The 16,427-nt window shown below is 73.7% G+C and carries 13 protein-coding genes; 10 read left to right on the top strand and 3 right to left on the bottom strand.

Annotated features, from left to right (window positions below; all coding sequences use genetic code 11):
- Positions 1-41 precede the first annotated feature (41 nt).
- Positions 42-380 (bottom strand): DoxX family protein, encoded by a 339-nt coding sequence (locus ACFZBD_RS14895; RefSeq protein ID WP_391139839.1) that lies wholly within the window; start codon positions 378-380, stop codon positions 42-44.
- A 198-nt stretch (positions 381-578) separates the two neighbouring features.
- Between ACFZBD_RS14895 and ACFZBD_RS14890 the strand changes: the two genes are divergently transcribed.
- The 10 genes from ACFZBD_RS14890 (at position 579) to ACFZBD_RS14845 (ending at position 12,847) form a co-directional block, all read left to right on the top strand.
- The gene (locus tag ACFZBD_RS14890) at positions 579-944 is read left to right on the top strand and encodes a PH domain-containing protein (protein WP_391139837.1); all 366 of its coding nucleotides are present in this window, start codon (positions 579-581) and stop codon (positions 942-944) included.
- A 133-nt stretch (positions 945-1,077) separates the two neighbouring features.
- Positions 1,078-2,127 (top strand): BRO family protein, encoded by a 1,050-nt coding sequence (locus ACFZBD_RS14885; RefSeq protein ID WP_391139835.1) that lies wholly within the window; start codon positions 1,078-1,080, stop codon positions 2,125-2,127.
- A 151-nt stretch (positions 2,128-2,278) separates the two neighbouring features.
- Positions 2,279-3,121 (top strand): DUF2797 domain-containing protein, encoded by an 843-nt coding sequence (locus ACFZBD_RS14880; protein WP_391139833.1) that lies wholly within the window; start codon positions 2,279-2,281, stop codon positions 3,119-3,121.
- Positions 3,122-3,211: 90 nt separating this feature from the next.
- Positions 3,212-4,207 (top strand): amidohydrolase family protein, encoded by a 996-nt coding sequence (locus tag ACFZBD_RS14875; protein WP_391139831.1) that lies wholly within the window; start codon positions 3,212-3,214, stop codon positions 4,205-4,207.
- 81 nt (positions 4,208-4,288) lie between these two features.
- The gene (locus tag ACFZBD_RS14870; protein WP_391139829.1) at positions 4,289-5,026 is read left to right on the top strand and encodes a response regulator; all 738 of its coding nucleotides are present in this window, start codon (positions 4,289-4,291) and stop codon (positions 5,024-5,026) included.
- A gap of 107 nt (positions 5,027-5,133) precedes the next feature.
- Positions 5,134-6,771 (top strand): ATP-binding protein, encoded by a 1,638-nt coding sequence (locus ACFZBD_RS14865; protein WP_391139827.1) that lies wholly within the window; start codon positions 5,134-5,136, stop codon positions 6,769-6,771.
- A 25-nt stretch (positions 6,772-6,796) separates the two neighbouring features.
- Positions 6,797-8,188: a glycosyltransferase gene (locus ACFZBD_RS14860; protein WP_391139825.1), complete on the top strand. Its 1,392-nt coding sequence runs from the start codon at positions 6,797-6,799 to the stop codon at positions 8,186-8,188.
- Positions 8,185-10,347 carry a glycosyltransferase family 39 protein gene (locus ACFZBD_RS14855; protein WP_391139823.1) on the top strand — a complete coding sequence of 721 codons (2,163 nt, stop codon included), beginning with the start codon at positions 8,185-8,187 and terminating at the stop codon, positions 10,345-10,347. The genes ACFZBD_RS14860 and ACFZBD_RS14855 overlap by 4 nt, the downstream gene beginning before the upstream one ends.
- A 154-nt stretch (positions 10,348-10,501) precedes the next feature.
- Positions 10,502-12,019 (top strand): MFS transporter, encoded by a 1,518-nt coding sequence (locus ACFZBD_RS14850; RefSeq protein ID WP_391139822.1) that lies wholly within the window; start codon positions 10,502-10,504, stop codon positions 12,017-12,019.
- Between the two features lie 33 nt (positions 12,020-12,052).
- Positions 12,053-12,847, top strand: coding sequence for a TetR/AcrR family transcriptional regulator C-terminal domain-containing protein (locus ACFZBD_RS14845; RefSeq protein WP_391139820.1), 795 nt, complete (start codon positions 12,053-12,055; stop codon positions 12,845-12,847).
- 174 nt (positions 12,848-13,021) lie between these two features.
- Here ACFZBD_RS14845 and ACFZBD_RS14840 read toward each other — a convergent pair whose 3' ends face one another.
- Positions 13,022-13,825: a YceI family protein gene (locus tag ACFZBD_RS14840; RefSeq protein WP_391139818.1), complete on the bottom strand. Its 804-nt coding sequence runs from the start codon at positions 13,823-13,825 to the stop codon at positions 13,022-13,024.
- Between the two features lie 103 nt (positions 13,826-13,928).
- Positions 13,929-16,424, bottom strand: coding sequence for a DHA2 family efflux MFS transporter permease subunit (locus tag ACFZBD_RS14835; RefSeq protein ID WP_391139816.1), 2,496 nt, complete (start codon positions 16,422-16,424; stop codon positions 13,929-13,931).
- Positions 16,425-16,427: the final 3 nt, after the last annotated feature.

Here is a 16,427-nt window from a genome sequence, read left to right as displayed (position 1 = left end):
AGTCCGGGCCTCTGGCGTTTCCGGGGGGCGCCCCGGCGGGGTCAGGTCAGGGTCAGGGTCGCGAGGGCCGGGGCGGCGTAGAGGAGGGGGAAGGGGATGTGGGTGTACGAGCGGGCGCGGAGCACCGTCAGGGCCGCGCCCGTGAAGTAGAGGACCAGGCCGATCGCGGCGATCGCGCCGATGTAGGGGAGGAACAGGCCCGCCACGAGGCCGGCGGCTCCCGCCGCCTTGGCCGTGCCGAGCCAGGGCCACCAGGAGCGCGGGACGCCGTAGTCGGCGAGCGGCTCCACGACCCACTGGGCCTTCAGGAAGACCGAGGCGGCGGAGAAGCCCGCCATCACGGCGGCGATGATCGTGACGACGACGTACGTGGTGGACATCCGGTGCTCCTCGGGTGGCGGGCGCCGGTGCGTTCGCTCCGGCGTCTCGGTGGGTCCGTCACCGCACTGACACCCGGCGCCGCGCGAGTGTGACAGCCTCCGCGGAGTTTTTTCCGCACGCCTGACCCCGCTGCCGCCGCCCCCACAGGGGCGATAAGGTCGGAAGATCCTTTTGTCGTTCTTCTTGGGGGGTCCCACATGGCGCTGTTCGGAAACGCGCACGCGATCGATCCGGCGCAGGCGCAGCAGGACTACGCACGGCTGCTCGGCCAGGGCGAGCAGATCCACGCCGCGTACCTGCTGATCCGCGACACCATCTTCTTCACCGACCGGCGGCTCGTCCTCGTCGACAAGCAGGGCATCACCGGCAAGAAGGTGGAGTACCACTCGATCCCGTACCGGAGCATCACGCACTTCGCCGTCGAGACCGCCGGCACCTTCGACCTCGACGCCGAGCTGAAGATCTGGATCTCCGGCAACTCCGTGCCCGTCCAGAAGACCTTCACCAAGGGCGTCGACATCTACGAGGTGCAGGCCATCCTCACCCAGTTCGTGGCGCGGTAGTCCACCCGCCCCGAGCGAAAGAGGAAGGCCCCCTGGTTCCCAGGGGGCCTTCCTCTTTCGGGTGAACATCCCCGCATTTGCATGTCAGTTGAATATGCCATCGGCCTAGCTTCGGTAACGGAGGTGAGGCTCGATGGACGAGCAGCTCGAACAGCGGGACGCGATCGACGTCGACGACTTCGTATACGCGGCCACCGGAGCGCGTATCCGCAGGATGACGATGCCGGACGGGACGCACTGGTTCCCCGCGGTCGACGTGGCGGGGAGCCTCGGATACGCCGACACCCGCGACGCCCTCCGCTCCCACGTCCCCCCGCAACACGCCACCCCGCTCGCCGATCTCGTACGCATCGCCGCCGGTTCCACGCGGCCCGCCGACGACGGCGCGCAGGCCGGCCCGGACGCGCCGGCCCCTGCCGAGGAGCCGCCCGGGCACGCGGGACCGGGAGAACAGGCAGGGGCCGCGCGGGCGATCGCGACCCAAGGGCTCAAGCGCTCCATGCGGATGGTGAACCTCCAAGGGCTCGTCCAACTCGTCAACGGCTCCTCCGAACCCACCGCCGGCCCCTTCCAGGCCTGGGTCGGCGACCTCGTCGCCACCATCCAGCGCGACGGTTCGTACGCGCTCGAACCCGCCCCCGCCCATCCCGGCTGCGTCATGCCCCAGGAGATCGTCGACATCATCGTCCGGCTCGAAGAGCGGACCCTGCGGCTCGGCGAGGAGTTCGCCGCATGGGAAGAGGGCGGCGGCGCGGACGCCGCCGAGGGGCCGGCCCCGGGGCACGACGGCGTGGAACGCGGTGGGGAGCGGGACGCGCTGCTGCGCGAGGCCCGCCGCGTCCAGCGGGACACGGCCCGCGCCCTCTCCCGCATCGCCGACTCCCTCGAACGCCGGCCCTTCCCCGCCCAGCGCACCCGCCCCCCGATGACCCCCCAGGAACTCCTCGACACCTGGCACGCCGACCGCCTCCCCGTCACCGGGGACGTACGCGCCGTCGCCGCCTACCTCGCCCCCGCGCTCGTCCGCGGCGGCGCGCGGTACCGGTTGGAGGAGATCGCGCGGCGCACCGGCCTCACCGTCGACCGGGTCCGGGACAGCGTCGACCAGCTCGTCGGTCGCGGGTGCGTGCGGCAGACCCGCTCCTCTGCCGACGGCGCGCGGATCTTCCTGCTGCCCGAGTGACGTGACGCGTCCGTCCACCGGCGCGCGTGGCGCAGACTGGAGACCGGAAACCGAGAAGGCCCCCGGGGACCGAGACCGCGTTCGAGAAGGACCAAGGGCCGGGGACGAGGGCAGGGCGGAGGGCAGGGGCGTGGTGTGGCGGAGCGCCGGTATGACGTGGGGCGGAGGCGCGCCCGGCCTCCGGTGGGCCGGCGGGCGGGTCTCCTCCCTCGCCTACGGGCAGCCGATCGCCTTCCGGGCCGTCGACGGCCGGCGTTGCCCCGGGGCCCGGGGCAACCCGTGCCCCCTCGCCGCGACCGTTCCCGCGCGGAGCACCGGCGGCCTCTGCGCCGAGTGCGCGCGGCTCGACCGGCTGCGTTCGGTCGCCGCCGACACCGTCGCCGACGATCCCCGGCCCTACCGCGTGTACCTCGCCTGGTTCGGCCCCGGCATGACCAAGGTCGGCATCACCGCCGAAGCCCGCGGCGACGCCAGGCTCCTGGAGCAGGGCGCCGTCACCTTCGGCTGGCTCGGGCGCGGCCCGCTCATGGCCTGCCGACGGACCGAGGAAGTCCTCCGGCACGCCCTGAAGGTGCCCGACCGGATCCCGTACGCGCGCAAGCGGGGCGTACGGCACGACCTGCCGCCCGCCGCCGAGCGCGCCGGGCAGGTCGAGGAGCTGTACGGGCACGTCGTGGCCCTGCCCCGCTGGGCCGAGACCCTGGAACCGGCCGCCTTGGAAATACGCGACCACGCGGAGGCCTTCCGTCTCGACGGACTCCCCGCGCCCTCCGGGACCGTCACCGAACTCGTCGAAGGCGGTGTCGTCGCCGGCCGCCTCCTCGCCGCCGCCGGGCCCGACCTGCACCTCCTCGACTCCGCGGGGCGCTGCCTCGTCCTCGACACCCGTCTCCTGCGCGGCTGGGGGCTCGCCTCGGCCGACCCCGAAGCACCCGTCTCCGTACCGGTCGCCGAAAACAGGGCCGAACCCCCGGACCAGGCCGAGCTCTTCTGACACCCAGGGCAGGGGCGGCTGCCCCTGAGGCCGTCGACGGCCCCTCCCTCTCCTGGACACACCCGCCCCTCCCGGCTCAGGCTGATCCACATGACCCGGACCCCGAGCACCCGGCCGCCGAGCGGCGACGGCACCGCCCCCGACACCGAGCCCGCTGCCGGCACCGAGCCCGCTCCCGGCACCGAGCCCGCTCCCGACCCCGAGCCCGCTCCCGGCCCCGCGGACGATCCGCGGCGGTTCGTCGACGCGCTCGGGCTGCCCGGGCTGGTCGACGTCCACACCCACTTCATGCCGCAGAACGTCCTCGACAAGGTCTGGGCCTACTTCGACGCCGTCGGCCCGCTGACCGGCCTGGAGTGGCCCATCACCTACCGCGAGGAGGAGGACCGCCGCGTCGAACTGCTCCGCGGCTTCGGCGTCCTCGCCTTCACCTCGATGCTCTACCCCCACAAGCCGGGCATGGCCGGCTGGCTCAACGGCTGGGCCGCCGACTTCGCCGCCCGTACCCCCGACTGTCTGCACACCGCCACCCTCTACCCCGAGCCGGAGGCCGCCGGATACGTCGACCGGGCCGTCGCGTCCGGCGCCCGGGTCTTCAAGGTGCACCTCCAGGTCGGCGGATTCGACCCCAACGACCCGTTCCTCGACGCCGGTTGGGGGGCTCTCGCCGACGCGGGCGTACCGGTCGTCGTCCACTGCGGCTCCGGCCCCGCCCCCGGCGCGCACACCGGCCCCGGCCCCATCGGGACGGTGCTCGCTCGCCATCCCCGCCTGCGACTGATCGTCGCGCACATGGGCATGCCCGAGTACACCGAATTCCTCGACCTCGCCGAGCGGTACGAAGGCGTCCACCTCGACACGACCATGGCCTTCACCGACTTCAGCGAACGCCTCGCGCCCTTTCCCGCCGCCGAGCTGCCGCGCCTGCGCGCCCTCGGCCACCGGATCCTCCTCGGCTCCGACTTCCCGAACATTCCCTACCCGTACGTCCACCAGCTCCACGCCCTCGAACGGCTCGGCCTCGGCGACGACTGGATGCGGGCCGTCCTCCACGACAACGCGGCGAAGCTGTTCGACCTCCCCTAGACGAGGCCGGCCCCTGCCGTTCTCAGCCAATTCACAGGGAAGCGCAAGGGTGCTCTCAGCCCCTCCGGCCAGCGTGGCAGCATGACCGCGACCACGCCTCGACGGCGCACCGAACTGATCCGGCCCGACGGCTCGGCCGTCCGCGTCCTCGTCGTGGACGACGAGGCGCCGCTCACCGAGCTCCTCTCCATGGCCCTGCGGTACGAGGGCTGGCGGGTGCACAGCGCGGGCGACGGGGCCGGCGCCCTGCGGGCCGCCCGGGAGTTCCGGCCCGACGCGGTGATCCTGGACGTGATGCTCCCCGACATGGACGGCCTCGCCGTCCTCGGCGGACTGCGGCGCGAGCAGCCCGACGTGCCCGTGCTCTTCCTCACCGCCAAGGACGCCGTCGAGGACCGGATCGCCGGGCTGACGGCGGGCGGCGACGACTACGTCACCAAGCCGTTCAGCCTGGAGGAGGTCGTGGCCCGGCTGCGCGGCCTCATCCGGCGCTCCGGCGCCGCGCCCGCCCGCAGCGACTCCCTCCTCGCGGTCGGCGACCTCACCCTAGACGAGGACAGCCACGAGGTCACCCGCGGCGGCACGTCGATCCACCTCACCGCCACCGAGTTCGAGCTGCTGCGCTACCTCATGCGCAATCCGCGCCGGGTGCTCAGCAAGGCGCAGATCCTCGACCGGGTGTGGTCGTACGACTTCGGCGGCCAGGCCAACGTCGTGGAGCTGTACATCTCCTACCTCCGGCGGAAGATCGACGCGGGGCGGTCCCCGATGATCCACACCCGGCGCGGGGCCGGCTACCTCATCAAGCCGGGGGAGTAGCCCCGGTGGGCGGTACGCGCCGACGCGGTATCGGACGCGGTGTCGGACTCGGTATCGGACACCCCCGCCGCCTCCGCAGGATCCGCCGCCTCCGCGGGCTTCGCGCCGTGCGCGGGCCCTGGTCCCTTCGCACCCGGCTGGTCGTCTCCGCCGTCGCCCTGATCGCCGTCGTCGCCGCCGTGATCGGCACGGTGACGACGTTCGCCTTCCGCTCCTACCTCTACGACCAGGCGGACACCCAGCTGCGGAACGTCGCGAACCGGGCCGCCGGCCGGCCGGTCAGCCTCGGCGACCTGCCCGGCCTGCCCGGTCTGCCCGCCAAGGGGCCCCACGACCCCCTCGGCTTCGTCGTCGGGCCCGGCGCCCCGCTCGGCACGCTCGGGGCGGTCGTCGTCGACGGCGAGCTGGGCGCCGCCGGGCTGTCCGAACCGCCCGAGCAGGGCGCGTACGGGCCGGCGTACAAGGTGCGCGCCCTCGGCGCCGCCCAGCGCGCCGCCCTCGCGGCCGCCCCTCGTGACGGCGCGCCCCACACCGTCGAATTCCCCGGCCACGGCGGCGCCTACCGCGTCCAGTACGCCACCGGGGAACGCGGCGACTACCTCGTCGGGCTGCCCCTGAACGAGGTCGAGGAGGCCCTCTCCACCCTGATCCTCGTCGAGTTGAGCGTCACGGGCGCCGGACTGGTCGCCGCCTCCCTCGCCGGCGGTGCGATGGTCGGGATCGCGCTGCGCCCGCTGCGCCGGGTCGCCGCGACCGCCACCCAGGTCTCCGAACTGCCCCTCCACAGCGGCGAGGTGGCCCTGCACCAGCGGGTACCGGACGCGGAGGCCGATCCCCGGACCGAGGTCGGCCAGGTCGGCGCGGCCATCAACCGGATGCTCGAACACGTCCACTCCGCGCTCCACGCCCGGCAGCGGAGCGAGACACGGGTACGGCAGTTCGTCGCCGACGCCGGTCACGAGCTGCGGACACCGCTTGCCTCGATCCGGGGCTACGCCGAGCTGACCCGGCGCGGCGGCGAGGAGTGCGGCCCCGACACCCGGCACGCGCTCGGCCGGATCGAGTCCGAGGCGGTACGGATGACCGGCCTGGTGGAGGATCTGCTGCTGCTCGCCCGGCTGGACGCGGGGCGCCCGCTGTCGTACGAGACCACGGAGCTGGTCCCGCTGGTGGTGGACGCCCTGAGCGACGCCCGTGCGGCCGGCCCCGAGCACCACTGGCGGCTCGTCCTGGGCGAGTGCGCGGCGGGGCCCGGGCGGGAAGAGGAGCCTCGCCCCGGCTCCGCTCGGGCCCCTTCCGCCCTCGTCGTACGGGCCGACGGCGCCCGGCTGCACCAGGTCCTGGTCAACCTCCTCGCCAACGCCCGTACGCACACCCCGCCCGGCACCACCGTCACCGCCCGCGTGCGCGGGCTCGGCGGACGGGTCCTGGTCGAGGTCGAGGACGACGGGCCCGGGGTCCCCGCCGCGCTTCTTCCGCACGTCTTCGAGCGGTTCGCCCGCGGGGACGCGTCCCGCTCCCGCCAGGCGGGCAGTACGGGGCTCGGCCTGGCGATCGTCCGGGCGGTCGTGCGCGCGCACGACGGCGAGGTGAGCGTCACCAGCGTCCCCGGCCGCACCGTCTTCACCGTCGCGCTCCCCCGCCCCGCCCCGAGCACGCCCGCCGCCTCGCCGGCCCCGGACCACGGCTCACCGGCCCCGGACCACGGCTCACAGGCAGGGCACAGGCTCATCACACGGCCGTGACAGCCGCCCCGGCGAGGGTCGGTCCATGCCAACCCAACCGACCACGGGGCCGACGCCCGGGGCCCTGCCCGCCAGGGAGCACCTTCCCGCCGATGCGGCCGGGCGGCCCGTCCTGGACGTGGTGATCCCCGTCCACAACGAGGAGAAGGACCTGGAGCCGTGCGTGCGGAGGCTCCACGACCACCTCTCCCGCACCTTCCCGTACGGCTTCCGCGTCACCGTCGCCGACAACGCCTCCACCGACCGCACGCCGGCCGTCGCGGCCGCCCTCGCCGCCGCGCTGCCGGAGGTGCGCTCCGTACGCCTGGAGCAGAAGGGCCGCGGCCGGGCCCTGCGTACCGTCTGGTCGCGGTCGGACGCGCCCGTCCTCGCCTACTTGGACGTGGACCTGTCGACCGACCTGAACGCGCTGCTGCCGCTCGTCGCCCCGCTGATCTCCGGCCACTCCGACCTGGCGATCGGCTCCCGGCTCACCCGCTCCTCGCGGGTCGTCCGGGGGCCGAAGCGGGAGCTGGTCTCGCGGGCGTACAACCTGATCCTGCGCGGTTCGCTCGCCGCCCGGTTCTCCGACGCGCAGTGCGGGTTCAAGGCGATACGGCGGGAGGTGGCGCAGCGGCTGCTGCCGATGGTCGAGGACACCGGCTGGTTCTTCGACACCGAGATGCTGGTCCTCGCGGAACGGGCCGGGCTGCGGATCCACGAGGTCCCCGTCGACTGGGTCGACGACCCGGACTCCAGCGTCCACATCGTGCGGACGGCGGCCGACGACCTGAAGGGGGTCTGGCGGGTGGGCCGGGCGCTGGCGACCGGTTCGCTGCCGCTCGACCGGCTGGCCCGGCCCTTCGGCGACGACCCGCGCGACCGGGGGCTGGCGGGCGTGCCGGGCGGTCTGGCCCGCCAACTCGTCGGGTTCTGTGCGGTCGGCGCGCTGTCCACCCTCTTCTATCTGGCGCTGTACTCGGCCTTTCGGCTGGGCACCGGCCCGCAGGTCGCCAACGCCGCCGCCCTCTTGGTGTCGGCGGTCGCCAACACCGCCGCCAACCGGCGGCTCACGTTCCGGGTACGGGGGAGGGGCGGCGCCGTCCGCCACCAGGCCCAGGGGCTCGTCGTCTTCGGCATCGGCCTGGCGCTGACCAGCGGTTCGCTCGCCGCGCTGGGTGCGGCGACCGGCGACCCGGCCCACTCCACGGAACTGGCCGTGCTGATCACCGCCAACCTGGCGGCGACCGTCCTGCGGTTCCTGCTCTTCCGGCTCTGGGTCTTCCCGGACCGCCGCACGGACCCGCGCCCACACGCGCACCCACCCGCGCACCCGCCCGTCCCGGCCCCCGTCCCGGCCCCCGTCCCTGACCCCCTTCCTGACGCCGGAAGCACCTCTCCCACCCCTTCCGACACCTTCGCGAGGAACTCCCGATGACCACCGCCCAGGTGACCGACCCTCATGCCCCGCCCCCTGCCCCCGTCGGTGTCCGCCCCCTGCCCCAAGGCCGGCTCGGCCACCTCTGGCGTGGGCGGGCCGACGACGCCGCCTGGGTGCGGCCGGCTTTCCTCGCGCTGCTGGTCCTCACGGCCGGGCTCTACCTCTGGAACCTCGGCTCCTCCGGATACGCCAACTCCTTCTACTCCGCCGCCGTCCAGGCCGGCAGCCAGAGCTGGAAGGCCTTCTTCTTCGGCTCCCTCGACGCGGCGAACGCCATCACCGTCGACAAGCCGCCGGCCGCGTTGTGGCCGATGGCCCTGTCCGTCCGTCTCTTCGGGCTCGGCTCCTGGCAGATCCTGGTGCCCGAGGTGCTGATGGGGGTGGCGACCGTCGCCGTCCTCTACGCGGCGGTACGGCGCCGGTTCGGCGCGGGCGCCGGGCTGATCGCGGCCGGCGCCTTGGCCCTCACGCCCGTCGCCGCGCTGATGTTCCGCTTCAACAACCCGGACGCGCTGCTCGCGCTGCTGATGACGGTCGCCGTCTACTGCGTCCTGCGGTCGTTGGAGAACGGCGCCGCCACGTGGCTGATGTGGGCCGGGGTGGCCTTCGGCCTCGCCTTCCTGGCCAAGACCCTCCAGGCGTTCCTGATCCTTCCGCCGCTGGCGGTCGTGTACGCGGTGTGCGCGCCGGGCGGCCTCGGCCGCCGGTTCGGCCGGCTGGCCCTCGGCGTGCTCGCGATGATCGTCTCCGCCGGGTGGTGGGTGGCCCTGGTCGAGCTGTGGCCGGCGTCCTCCCGCCCGTACATCGGCGGCTCGCAGACGAACAGCTTCCTGGAGCTCACCTTCGGCTACAACGGGCTCGGCCGGATCAACGGCAACGAGACCGGCAGCGTCGGCGGCGGTGGCCGTGGGGGCGGGCCGGGTGGCGGCTGGGGCGAGGCCGGGATCGGGCGGATGTTCGGCGACTCCGTCGGCGGCCAGGTCTCCTGGCTGCTGCCGGCCGCGCTGCTCCTGCTCCTGGCCGGTCTGGTGGTCACCTGGCGGGCGCCGCGCACGGACACGGCCCGCTCCGCGTTCCTGGTGTGGGGCGGTGCGTTGCTGCTGACCGTGGCCGTGTTCAGTTTCATGGCCGGGATCTTCCACGAGTACTACACGGTGGCCCTGGCTCCGTACATCGCGGCGCTCGTCGGCATGGGCGTGAGCGTGCTGTGGGAGGAGCGGGCCTCGTTCCTCGCCTCGGCGGCGCTGGCGGTGACGGCCGGTGCGACGGCGGTGTGGGGCTGGACGCTGCTGGGCCGTACGCCCGACTGGCTGCCGTGGCTGCGCTGGACGGTGCTGGTCGCGGGCGCCGTGGCGGCGCTCGGGCTGCTGGCCGCGGGCCGGGTCGGGCGGCCGATGGGGCTGGCGTGCGCGGGGCTCGGGGTGGTGGCGGGTCTGGCCGGGCCGGGCGCGTACACGCTGGAGACGCTGGGCAGCGGGCACCGGGGCTCGATCGTGACGGCGGGCCCGGCGGGCGGCGCCATGGGCGGCCTGCGCGTTGTCGAGGGCGGCGGCGCCCCGGGGGCCACCCCGCCGGGCGGTCCGGATGGCGGCCAGGACGGCGGCCCCGGCGCCCAGCCGGGCCAGGGCGGTCAGGGTAGCCAGGGCGGCCGGACGGGCCGGCCCGGTCAGGCGCCCGGCGGCGCCCCGCCCCAGGGCATGCCCGACGGCGGCGCGGGCCGCCCGGGCATGGAGCGCTTCGCCCGGGGCGGCGGGGGCGGTGGCCTGGGCGGTCTGCTCAACGGCGCGAGCGTCGGCGCGAAGGCCGAGGCGGCGCTGCTGGCGGACGCCGACGACTACACCTGGGTGGCGGCGACCGTCGGTGCGCAGAACGCCGCCAGTTATCAACTCGCCACCGGAAAGCCGGTGATGGCGATCGGCGGCTTCAACGGCAGCGACCCGTCCCCGACCCTCGCGCAGTTCAAGCAGTACGTCGCCCAGGGGAGGATCCACTACTTCATCGGCAGTGGTGACGCGGCCGCCGGCGGACGGACGGGCGGCGGCCCGGGCGGCGGCAACTCCGAGATCGCGGCCTGGGTCGCGGCCACCTTCGGGAAGGTCACCCTCGACAACGCCACCTTCTACGACCTGACCGGCGCGAAGCAGCCCGGGGCGTAGCCGGCGACGGAGGTCGGCGTCGCAGAGCCGGAGAGTCGCCGCCCAGGGCCGCCAAGGGCCTTGGACGGCCCCGCCGCCAAAAGCGGTGTACAGCGTAGAAGACCCCTTGTACGGTGTACGAGTCCCAGTCCCGTACACCGTACAAGGGGGTACCATGACGGCGACGACCGCCGAGAACCAACCCGCCGGAAAGACCACCGGCGGTCACCCGCAGCGCTGGCTGATCCTGGGCGTCGTCTGCCTCGCCCAGCTCACCGTGCTGCTCGACAACACCGTCCTCAGCGTCGCCATCCCGTCGCTGACCTCCGAACTCCACGCCTCGACCAGCGACATCCAGTGGATGATCAACGCGTACTCGCTGGTCCAGTCCGGGCTCCTCCTCACCGCCGGCAACGCGGCCGACCGCTACGGCCGCAAGAAGCTCCTCGCCGCGGGACTCGCGCTCTTCGGACTCGGCTCGCTCGCCGCCGGACTGGCCGACTCCACCACCCAGCTCATCGCCGCCCGCGCCGGCATGGGCGTCGGCGGCGCGCTGCTCATGACCACCACGCTCGCCGTCGTCATGCAGATCTTCGACGACTCCGAGCGGGTCAAGGCCATCGCGCTGTGGGCCACCGTCGGTTCGCTCGGCTTCGCCGCCGGACCGCTGATCGGCGGCGTCATCCTCGACCACTTCTGGTGGGGAATGATCTTCCTCGTCAACATCCCGGTCGCGGTCGTCGGCCTGATCGCCGTGGTCAGGCTGGTGCCCGAGTCGAAGAACCCGCAGGGCGAGCGCCCCGACCTCGTGGGCGCGCTCCTCTCCACCATCGGCATGACCGCCGCCGTGTACGCGATCATCACCGGCCCCGAGCACGGCTGGACCTCCGCCGAGGTGCTGACCCCGGCCGCGATCGGCGTCCTCGTCCTCGGCGCCTTCGCCCTGTGGGAGCTGCGCGTCCCGTACCCGATGCTGGACATGCACTTCTTCCGCAACCAGAAGTTCGTCGGCGCCGTCGCCGGCGCGATCCTGGTCATGTTCGGCATGGGCGGCTCGCTCTTCCTCCTCACCCAGCACCTGCAGTTCGTCCTCGGCTACGAACCGCTCGAAGCCGGACTGCGGATGGCCCCCCTCGCGCTGACCGTCGTCGCGCTCAACCTCACCGGCGTCGGCCCGCGGATCGTCATGAAGCTGGGCACCCCGCCCACCGTCGCCGTCGGCATGACCCTGGTCGCGGCCGGTCTCGCCTCGATCGCCCTGATCGGCGGCGGCACCGACGGAAGCTACTGGGGCATGCTCACCGGGCTGATCCTGATGGGCACCGGCCTCGCCGTCTCCAACCCCGCCATGGCCAACGCCATCATGAGCGCGATCCCGCCGGAGAAGGCGGGCGTCGGAGCCGGGGTCAACGGCACCCTCGCCGAATTCGGCAACGGCCTGGGCGTCGCCGTCCTCGGAGCCGTGCTCAACGCCCGGTTCGCCGCGCTCGTCGCCGTCACCGCCACCTCCCTGCCCGCGGCCCTCGCGGCGGCCGGCACCGAGGCCGAACGGCGGCAGATCTCCGACGCGTTCGCCTCCGGCCTCCAGACCAGCCAACTGGTCGGCGCGGTCGCGGTCTTCGCGGGCGGTCTGCTGGCCGCGGCCCTGCTCGCCCGCGCCGAGCGGTCGGAGAAGAAGACGACCGCTGCATAGCATGGGCGTCGACGCCGACCGAGGAGGAACGCGATGGTGAAAGCGGCCGACCGGGCCCGGAACCCGGCGCGTTCCAGCGTCTGGATGGAGAACAGGGCCGCCCGCCCGGGGGGCGGCCCCGCCGGGCTCGACCGCGACCGGATCGTGGCCGCCTCGATCCGCATGCTGGACGAGGAGGGGCTCGCCGGACTCTCCATGCGCAAGCTCGCCTCCGAGCTGGGCGTCACGGCCATGTCGCTGTACTGGTACGTGGACACCAAGGACGACATCATCGAGTTCGCGCTCGACGCCGCCTACGCGGACATCGACCTGGCGCCCGTCACCGCCACCGACGACTGGCGCGACCGGCTCCGCGCCCTGGCGCTCGGCTACCGCCGGATGCTGGTCCGCCACCCCTGGGTCTCGACCTGCACCGCCCTGTACCTGAACGTCGGGCCGAAGGCGCTCGCCGTCGGCACCGCGATCCAGGACGCCGTCCGCGCGACCGGCCTCCCGGTCCGCGGCCAGCCGGGCGCCCTCGCGGCCGTCTTCCAGTTCGTCTACGGATACGGCACGGTCGAGGCCCTCTTCGCCCGGCGGTCGGCCGAGGCGGGTATGACACCGGACGAGTTCTACCGGGAGTCGGTGGCCGCCTTCCGGGACGAACCGCAGTTCTCCGAGCCGATGGCGAAGATGAAGGAGCTCTTCGCCGAACGCGCCTCGCACCCCAGCGTCGACGACATCTGGGACGGGGACTTCGCCTACGCCCTCGACATCATGGTCGCCGGCATCGAGACGATGGTCGCCCGCGAGGCCGCCGCGGACCCCGGCGACGGCGCACCGGCCTGACGCGAGCCCCCCGCCGCCGTACGTACGTCGTACGGGGGGCTGCCCAGCAGGCCCCCGGCCCGAGCGGCCCGAGCGGCCGGAGCGGCCCGAGCGGCCCGAGCGGCTCGTGAGGCTCGTGAGGCCCGAGCGGCCCGTGAGGCCGGAGCTTCGGCCTGACGTGTCAGGCTCCGCCCCTCACGCCTCCCGTACCGCCTGGATGTCCAGCGTCACCCGCAGCGTCGTGCCGATCGCCGCGATGCCCGCCGACACCACCTGGTTGTAGTTCATCGCGAAGTCCTCCCGGCGCAGCTCCGCCTCCGCGCGGAACGCCGCCCGCACCCCGCCCCAGGGATCCGCGCCCGTCCCCAGATACGTGAGGTCCAGCGGCATGCCCCGGGTGATGCCCCGCAGGGTCAGCTCGCCGTCCACGGTCCACCGGTCCGGGCCGGCCGCCCGGAGCGCCGTGCCGCGGTACGTGATCTCGGGGAAGCGGTCCACGTCCAGGAAGTCGGCGGACCGCAGGTGCTTGTCCCGCAGCCCGTTGCCCGTGTCGACGGAGCCGGCCGCGATGACCGCCTCCACCCGGGACGCCAGGACGTCGGGCGCGATCTCGATCCGGCCGGTGAACTCGGTGAACCGCCCGTGCACGCTGGAGATCCCCAGGTGCTGGGCGACGGCCCCCACCGACGAGTGCGCCGCGTCCAGTGCCCAGGCTCCCGGCGGCGGCAGCTCCGTCCCGCCCGCGCGGGCCAGGACCACCGTGCCGACCTCCGCGCGACCGGCTCCGCCCACCAGCGCCGTCCGCGCGTCGGGGGCGTAGCCGAGCGCCGTCACCACCACGGTGTACGCCCCGGCGGCCAGCGCGGTCTCCGCCCGGACGACGCCGTCCCCGTCGGCCACCGCGCGGAGGACCTGGCGGCCCGAACCGTCCGTCACGGTCACCACCGCGTGCTCGACCGGCCACCCGTCCCGGCTCCGTACCTGTGCGTGCAGTCCCATCCGTACCCTCAACTCTTCCGGAAAACAGCGGGGCGGCAGGCCGTCCCTGCCTGCCGCCCCGGACCCGGCCGCGCCTCCGCTCAGGGGCCCGGCCGGGGGTCGGTCACTCGCCCGGGTGGGCGAGTTCGATGTCGTGGCCGTCGACGCCGGCACCGCTCACGGTCAGCCGCCCCGCCACCGGCGGGTAGCCGGTCGCGATGAGGGTGTACTCGCCGGTGTCCAGGTCCGCGAAGGCGTACCCGCCGTCCGCGTCCGTCGTCGCCGAACCGGCCACGTTCCCGGCCGCGTCGACCAGGGTCACCCGGGCGTCCGCCAGCGGCCGGTGGTCGCGCCCGGCGCGGACGGTGCCGTGAAGGACCGCTCCCGCCGCCAGGGCGACGTCGAGCCGGGTCACGCCCTGGCCGCCGATCTCGGCCGGCATGGCCTGCGGCCGGAACCCGGTCGCGGTGACCGCGACCGTGACCGCGCCCGGGACCAGCTCGGCGAAGCCGAAGCCGCCGTCCGCGCCGGTCTTTCCGGTGGCCAGGACCTCGCCCCGCACGTCCGTGACGACGACCATCGCGCCGTCCACCGGGGCCCCGTCCGCGGCGGCCCGCACCGAGCCCGCGAGCCCGCTGGTGCCGGTCAGGAGGACGTCGTGGGTGAGCGGTCCTTCGTGTACGACCACGGTGGAGGCCTGCGGCTGGAAGCCGTCGGCCGACGCGATCAGGACGTACGAGCCGGCGCCCGGCGCGTCGAAGGCGTAGCCGCCGCCCGCGCGGACGACCGAGCGGCCGAGCTGCTTCCCGCCGAGCGAGATCAGGGTGACCGTGGCACCGGTGACGTCCGTGCCCTCGGCGGTACGGACGGTCCCGCTGACGGTCAGGCCGGTGACCGGCGCGACCTCGTCGACCTCGGCGGACTCCATGGGCTCTCCGTTCTCCACGATCTGGACGAACGCGGCGTCCGCCACGGTCGCCACGGTGTCCACGGACCCACCGCCGGCCGGCGCGGGGGCCTCGGCGGGCGTCTTCCGCGCGGCGTGGGCGCCGCTCTTCAGCGCCACCTCCTTGATGAACAGCGTCACCAGGAAGGCGAGCAGTGCGAAGGGGGCCGAGTAGAGGAAGACGTCGGCGACACCGTGCCCGTACGCGCTCTCCATGACGGTACGGATCGGGGCCGGCAGCTTGTCCATGTCGGGGATGCCGCCGCCACCGCCCTGCCCGGCCAGGCCCGCGGCCTTGGGGCCGAGGTCGGCGAGGCCGTCCTGCACGTAGGTGGAGACCCGGTTGGCCATGATCGCGCCGAGCGCCGAGACGCCGACCGCACCGCCGAGGGAGCGGAAGAAGGTGACGACGGAGGAGGCCGAACCGAGGTCGGCCGGGTCCACCTGGTTCTGCGTGCAGAGCACCAGGTTCTGCATCATCATGCCGATGCCGAGACCCATGACGGCCATGAAGACCGCGATGTGCCAGTACTCCGTGTCGTAGCGGATCGTGCCGAGCATCCCGAGGCCGCCGGTCACCAGCACACCGCCGCTGACCAGCCACGCCTTCCACCGGCCGGTCTTGGTGATGACCATGCCGGAGACGGTCGAGGAGACGAACAGGCCGGCGATCATCGGGATGGTCAGGACGCCGGACATCGTCGGCGACTCGTTGCGGGCCAGCTGGAAGTACTGGCTGAAGAAGACCGTGCCCGCGAACATCGCGACACCCACGAAGAGCGAGGCGAGCGAGGCGAGGGTGATGGTCCGGTTGCGGAACAGCCGCAGCGGGATGATCGGCTCGCTCGCCTTGGTCTCGACGAGCACGAAGAGCCCGCCGAGGACGATCGCACCGCCGACCATGGCGGCCGTCTGCCACGACATCCAGTCGTACTTGTCACCCGCGAAGGTCACCCAGAGCAGCAGCAGCGACACGGCCGCGCTGATCACCAGGGCACCCGCCCAGTCGACCTTGACCTGGCGCTTGACGACGGGGAGCTTCAGGGTCTTCTGGAGGACGAGCAGCGCGATGAGCGCGAACGGCACGCCGACGTAGAAGCACCAGCGCCAGCCGAGCCAGTCGGTGTCGGTGATGACGCCGCCGAGCAGCGGGCCGCCGACGGTCGCGACGGCGAAGGTCGCGCCGAGGTAGCCGCTGTACCGGCCGCGCTCACGCGGGGCGATCATCGCGGCGAGGATGATCTGCGACAGGGCGGTCAGACCGCCGACGCCGATGCCCTGGACGACCCGGCAGGCGATGAGCATGCCGGTGTTCTGCGAGAGACCGGCGACGACCGATCCCGCGACGTAGATGACCAGGGCTATCTGGACGAGCAGCTTCTTGGAGAAGAGGTCCGCGAGCTTGCCCCAGAGCGGGGTGGTCGCGGTCATCGAGAGCAGGGCCGCGGTGACGACCCAGGTGTAGGCGGACTGGCCGCCGCCGAGGTCGGTGATGATCTCGGGGAGCGCGTTGGAGACGATCGTCGAGGACAGGATGGCGACGAACATGCCGAGCAGCAGCCCGGAGAGCGCCTCCATGATCTGGCGGTGCGTCATCGGGGCACCGTCCTGGGTGGCCTCCCCCTGCTTGGCGAGACCGGCCCGCACACCGGCGTCTGGTGTGGTCGTAGCCATGTA

It is taken from the genome of Streptomyces sp. NPDC008121, assembly GCF_042957155.1.
In the GTDB taxonomy this organism is placed as follows: domain Bacteria; phylum Actinomycetota; class Actinomycetes; order Streptomycetales; family Streptomycetaceae; genus Streptomyces.
The sequence above is the reverse complement of the archived record's forward strand: the minus strand, read 5'-3'. Positions and strand labels throughout refer to the sequence as shown.

Coding starts and splice junctions, on each gene's coding strand:
- ACFZBD_RS14845 (WP_391139820.1), top strand. CDS start 12,053: ATGGTGAAAGCGGCCGACCGGGCCCGGAACCCGGCGCGTTCCAGCGTC.
- ACFZBD_RS14890 (WP_391139837.1), top strand. CDS start 579: ATGGCGCTGTTCGGAAACGCGCACGCGATCGATCCGGCGCAGGCGCAG.
- ACFZBD_RS14860 (WP_391139825.1), top strand. CDS start 6,797: ATGCCAACCCAACCGACCACGGGGCCGACGCCCGGGGCCCTGCCCGCC.
- ACFZBD_RS14855 (WP_391139823.1), top strand. CDS start 8,185: ATGACCACCGCCCAGGTGACCGACCCTCATGCCCCGCCCCCTGCCCCC.
- ACFZBD_RS14835 (WP_391139816.1), bottom strand. CDS start 16,424: ATGGCTACGACCACACCAGACGCCGGTGTGCGGGCCGGTCTCGCCAAG.
- ACFZBD_RS14875 (WP_391139831.1), top strand. CDS start 3,212: ATGACCCGGACCCCGAGCACCCGGCCGCCGAGCGGCGACGGCACCGCC.
- ACFZBD_RS14885 (WP_391139835.1), top strand. CDS start 1,078: ATGGACGAGCAGCTCGAACAGCGGGACGCGATCGACGTCGACGACTTC.
- ACFZBD_RS14880 (WP_391139833.1), top strand. CDS start 2,279: ATGACGTGGGGCGGAGGCGCGCCCGGCCTCCGGTGGGCCGGCGGGCGG.
- ACFZBD_RS14895 (WP_391139839.1), bottom strand. CDS start 380: ATGTCCACCACGTACGTCGTCGTCACGATCATCGCCGCCGTGATGGCG.
- ACFZBD_RS14870 (WP_391139829.1), top strand. CDS start 4,289: ATGACCGCGACCACGCCTCGACGGCGCACCGAACTGATCCGGCCCGAC.
- ACFZBD_RS14850 (WP_391139822.1), top strand. CDS start 10,502: ATGACGGCGACGACCGCCGAGAACCAACCCGCCGGAAAGACCACCGGC.
- ACFZBD_RS14840 (WP_391139818.1), bottom strand. CDS start 13,825: ATGGGACTGCACGCACAGGTACGGAGCCGGGACGGGTGGCCGGTCGAG.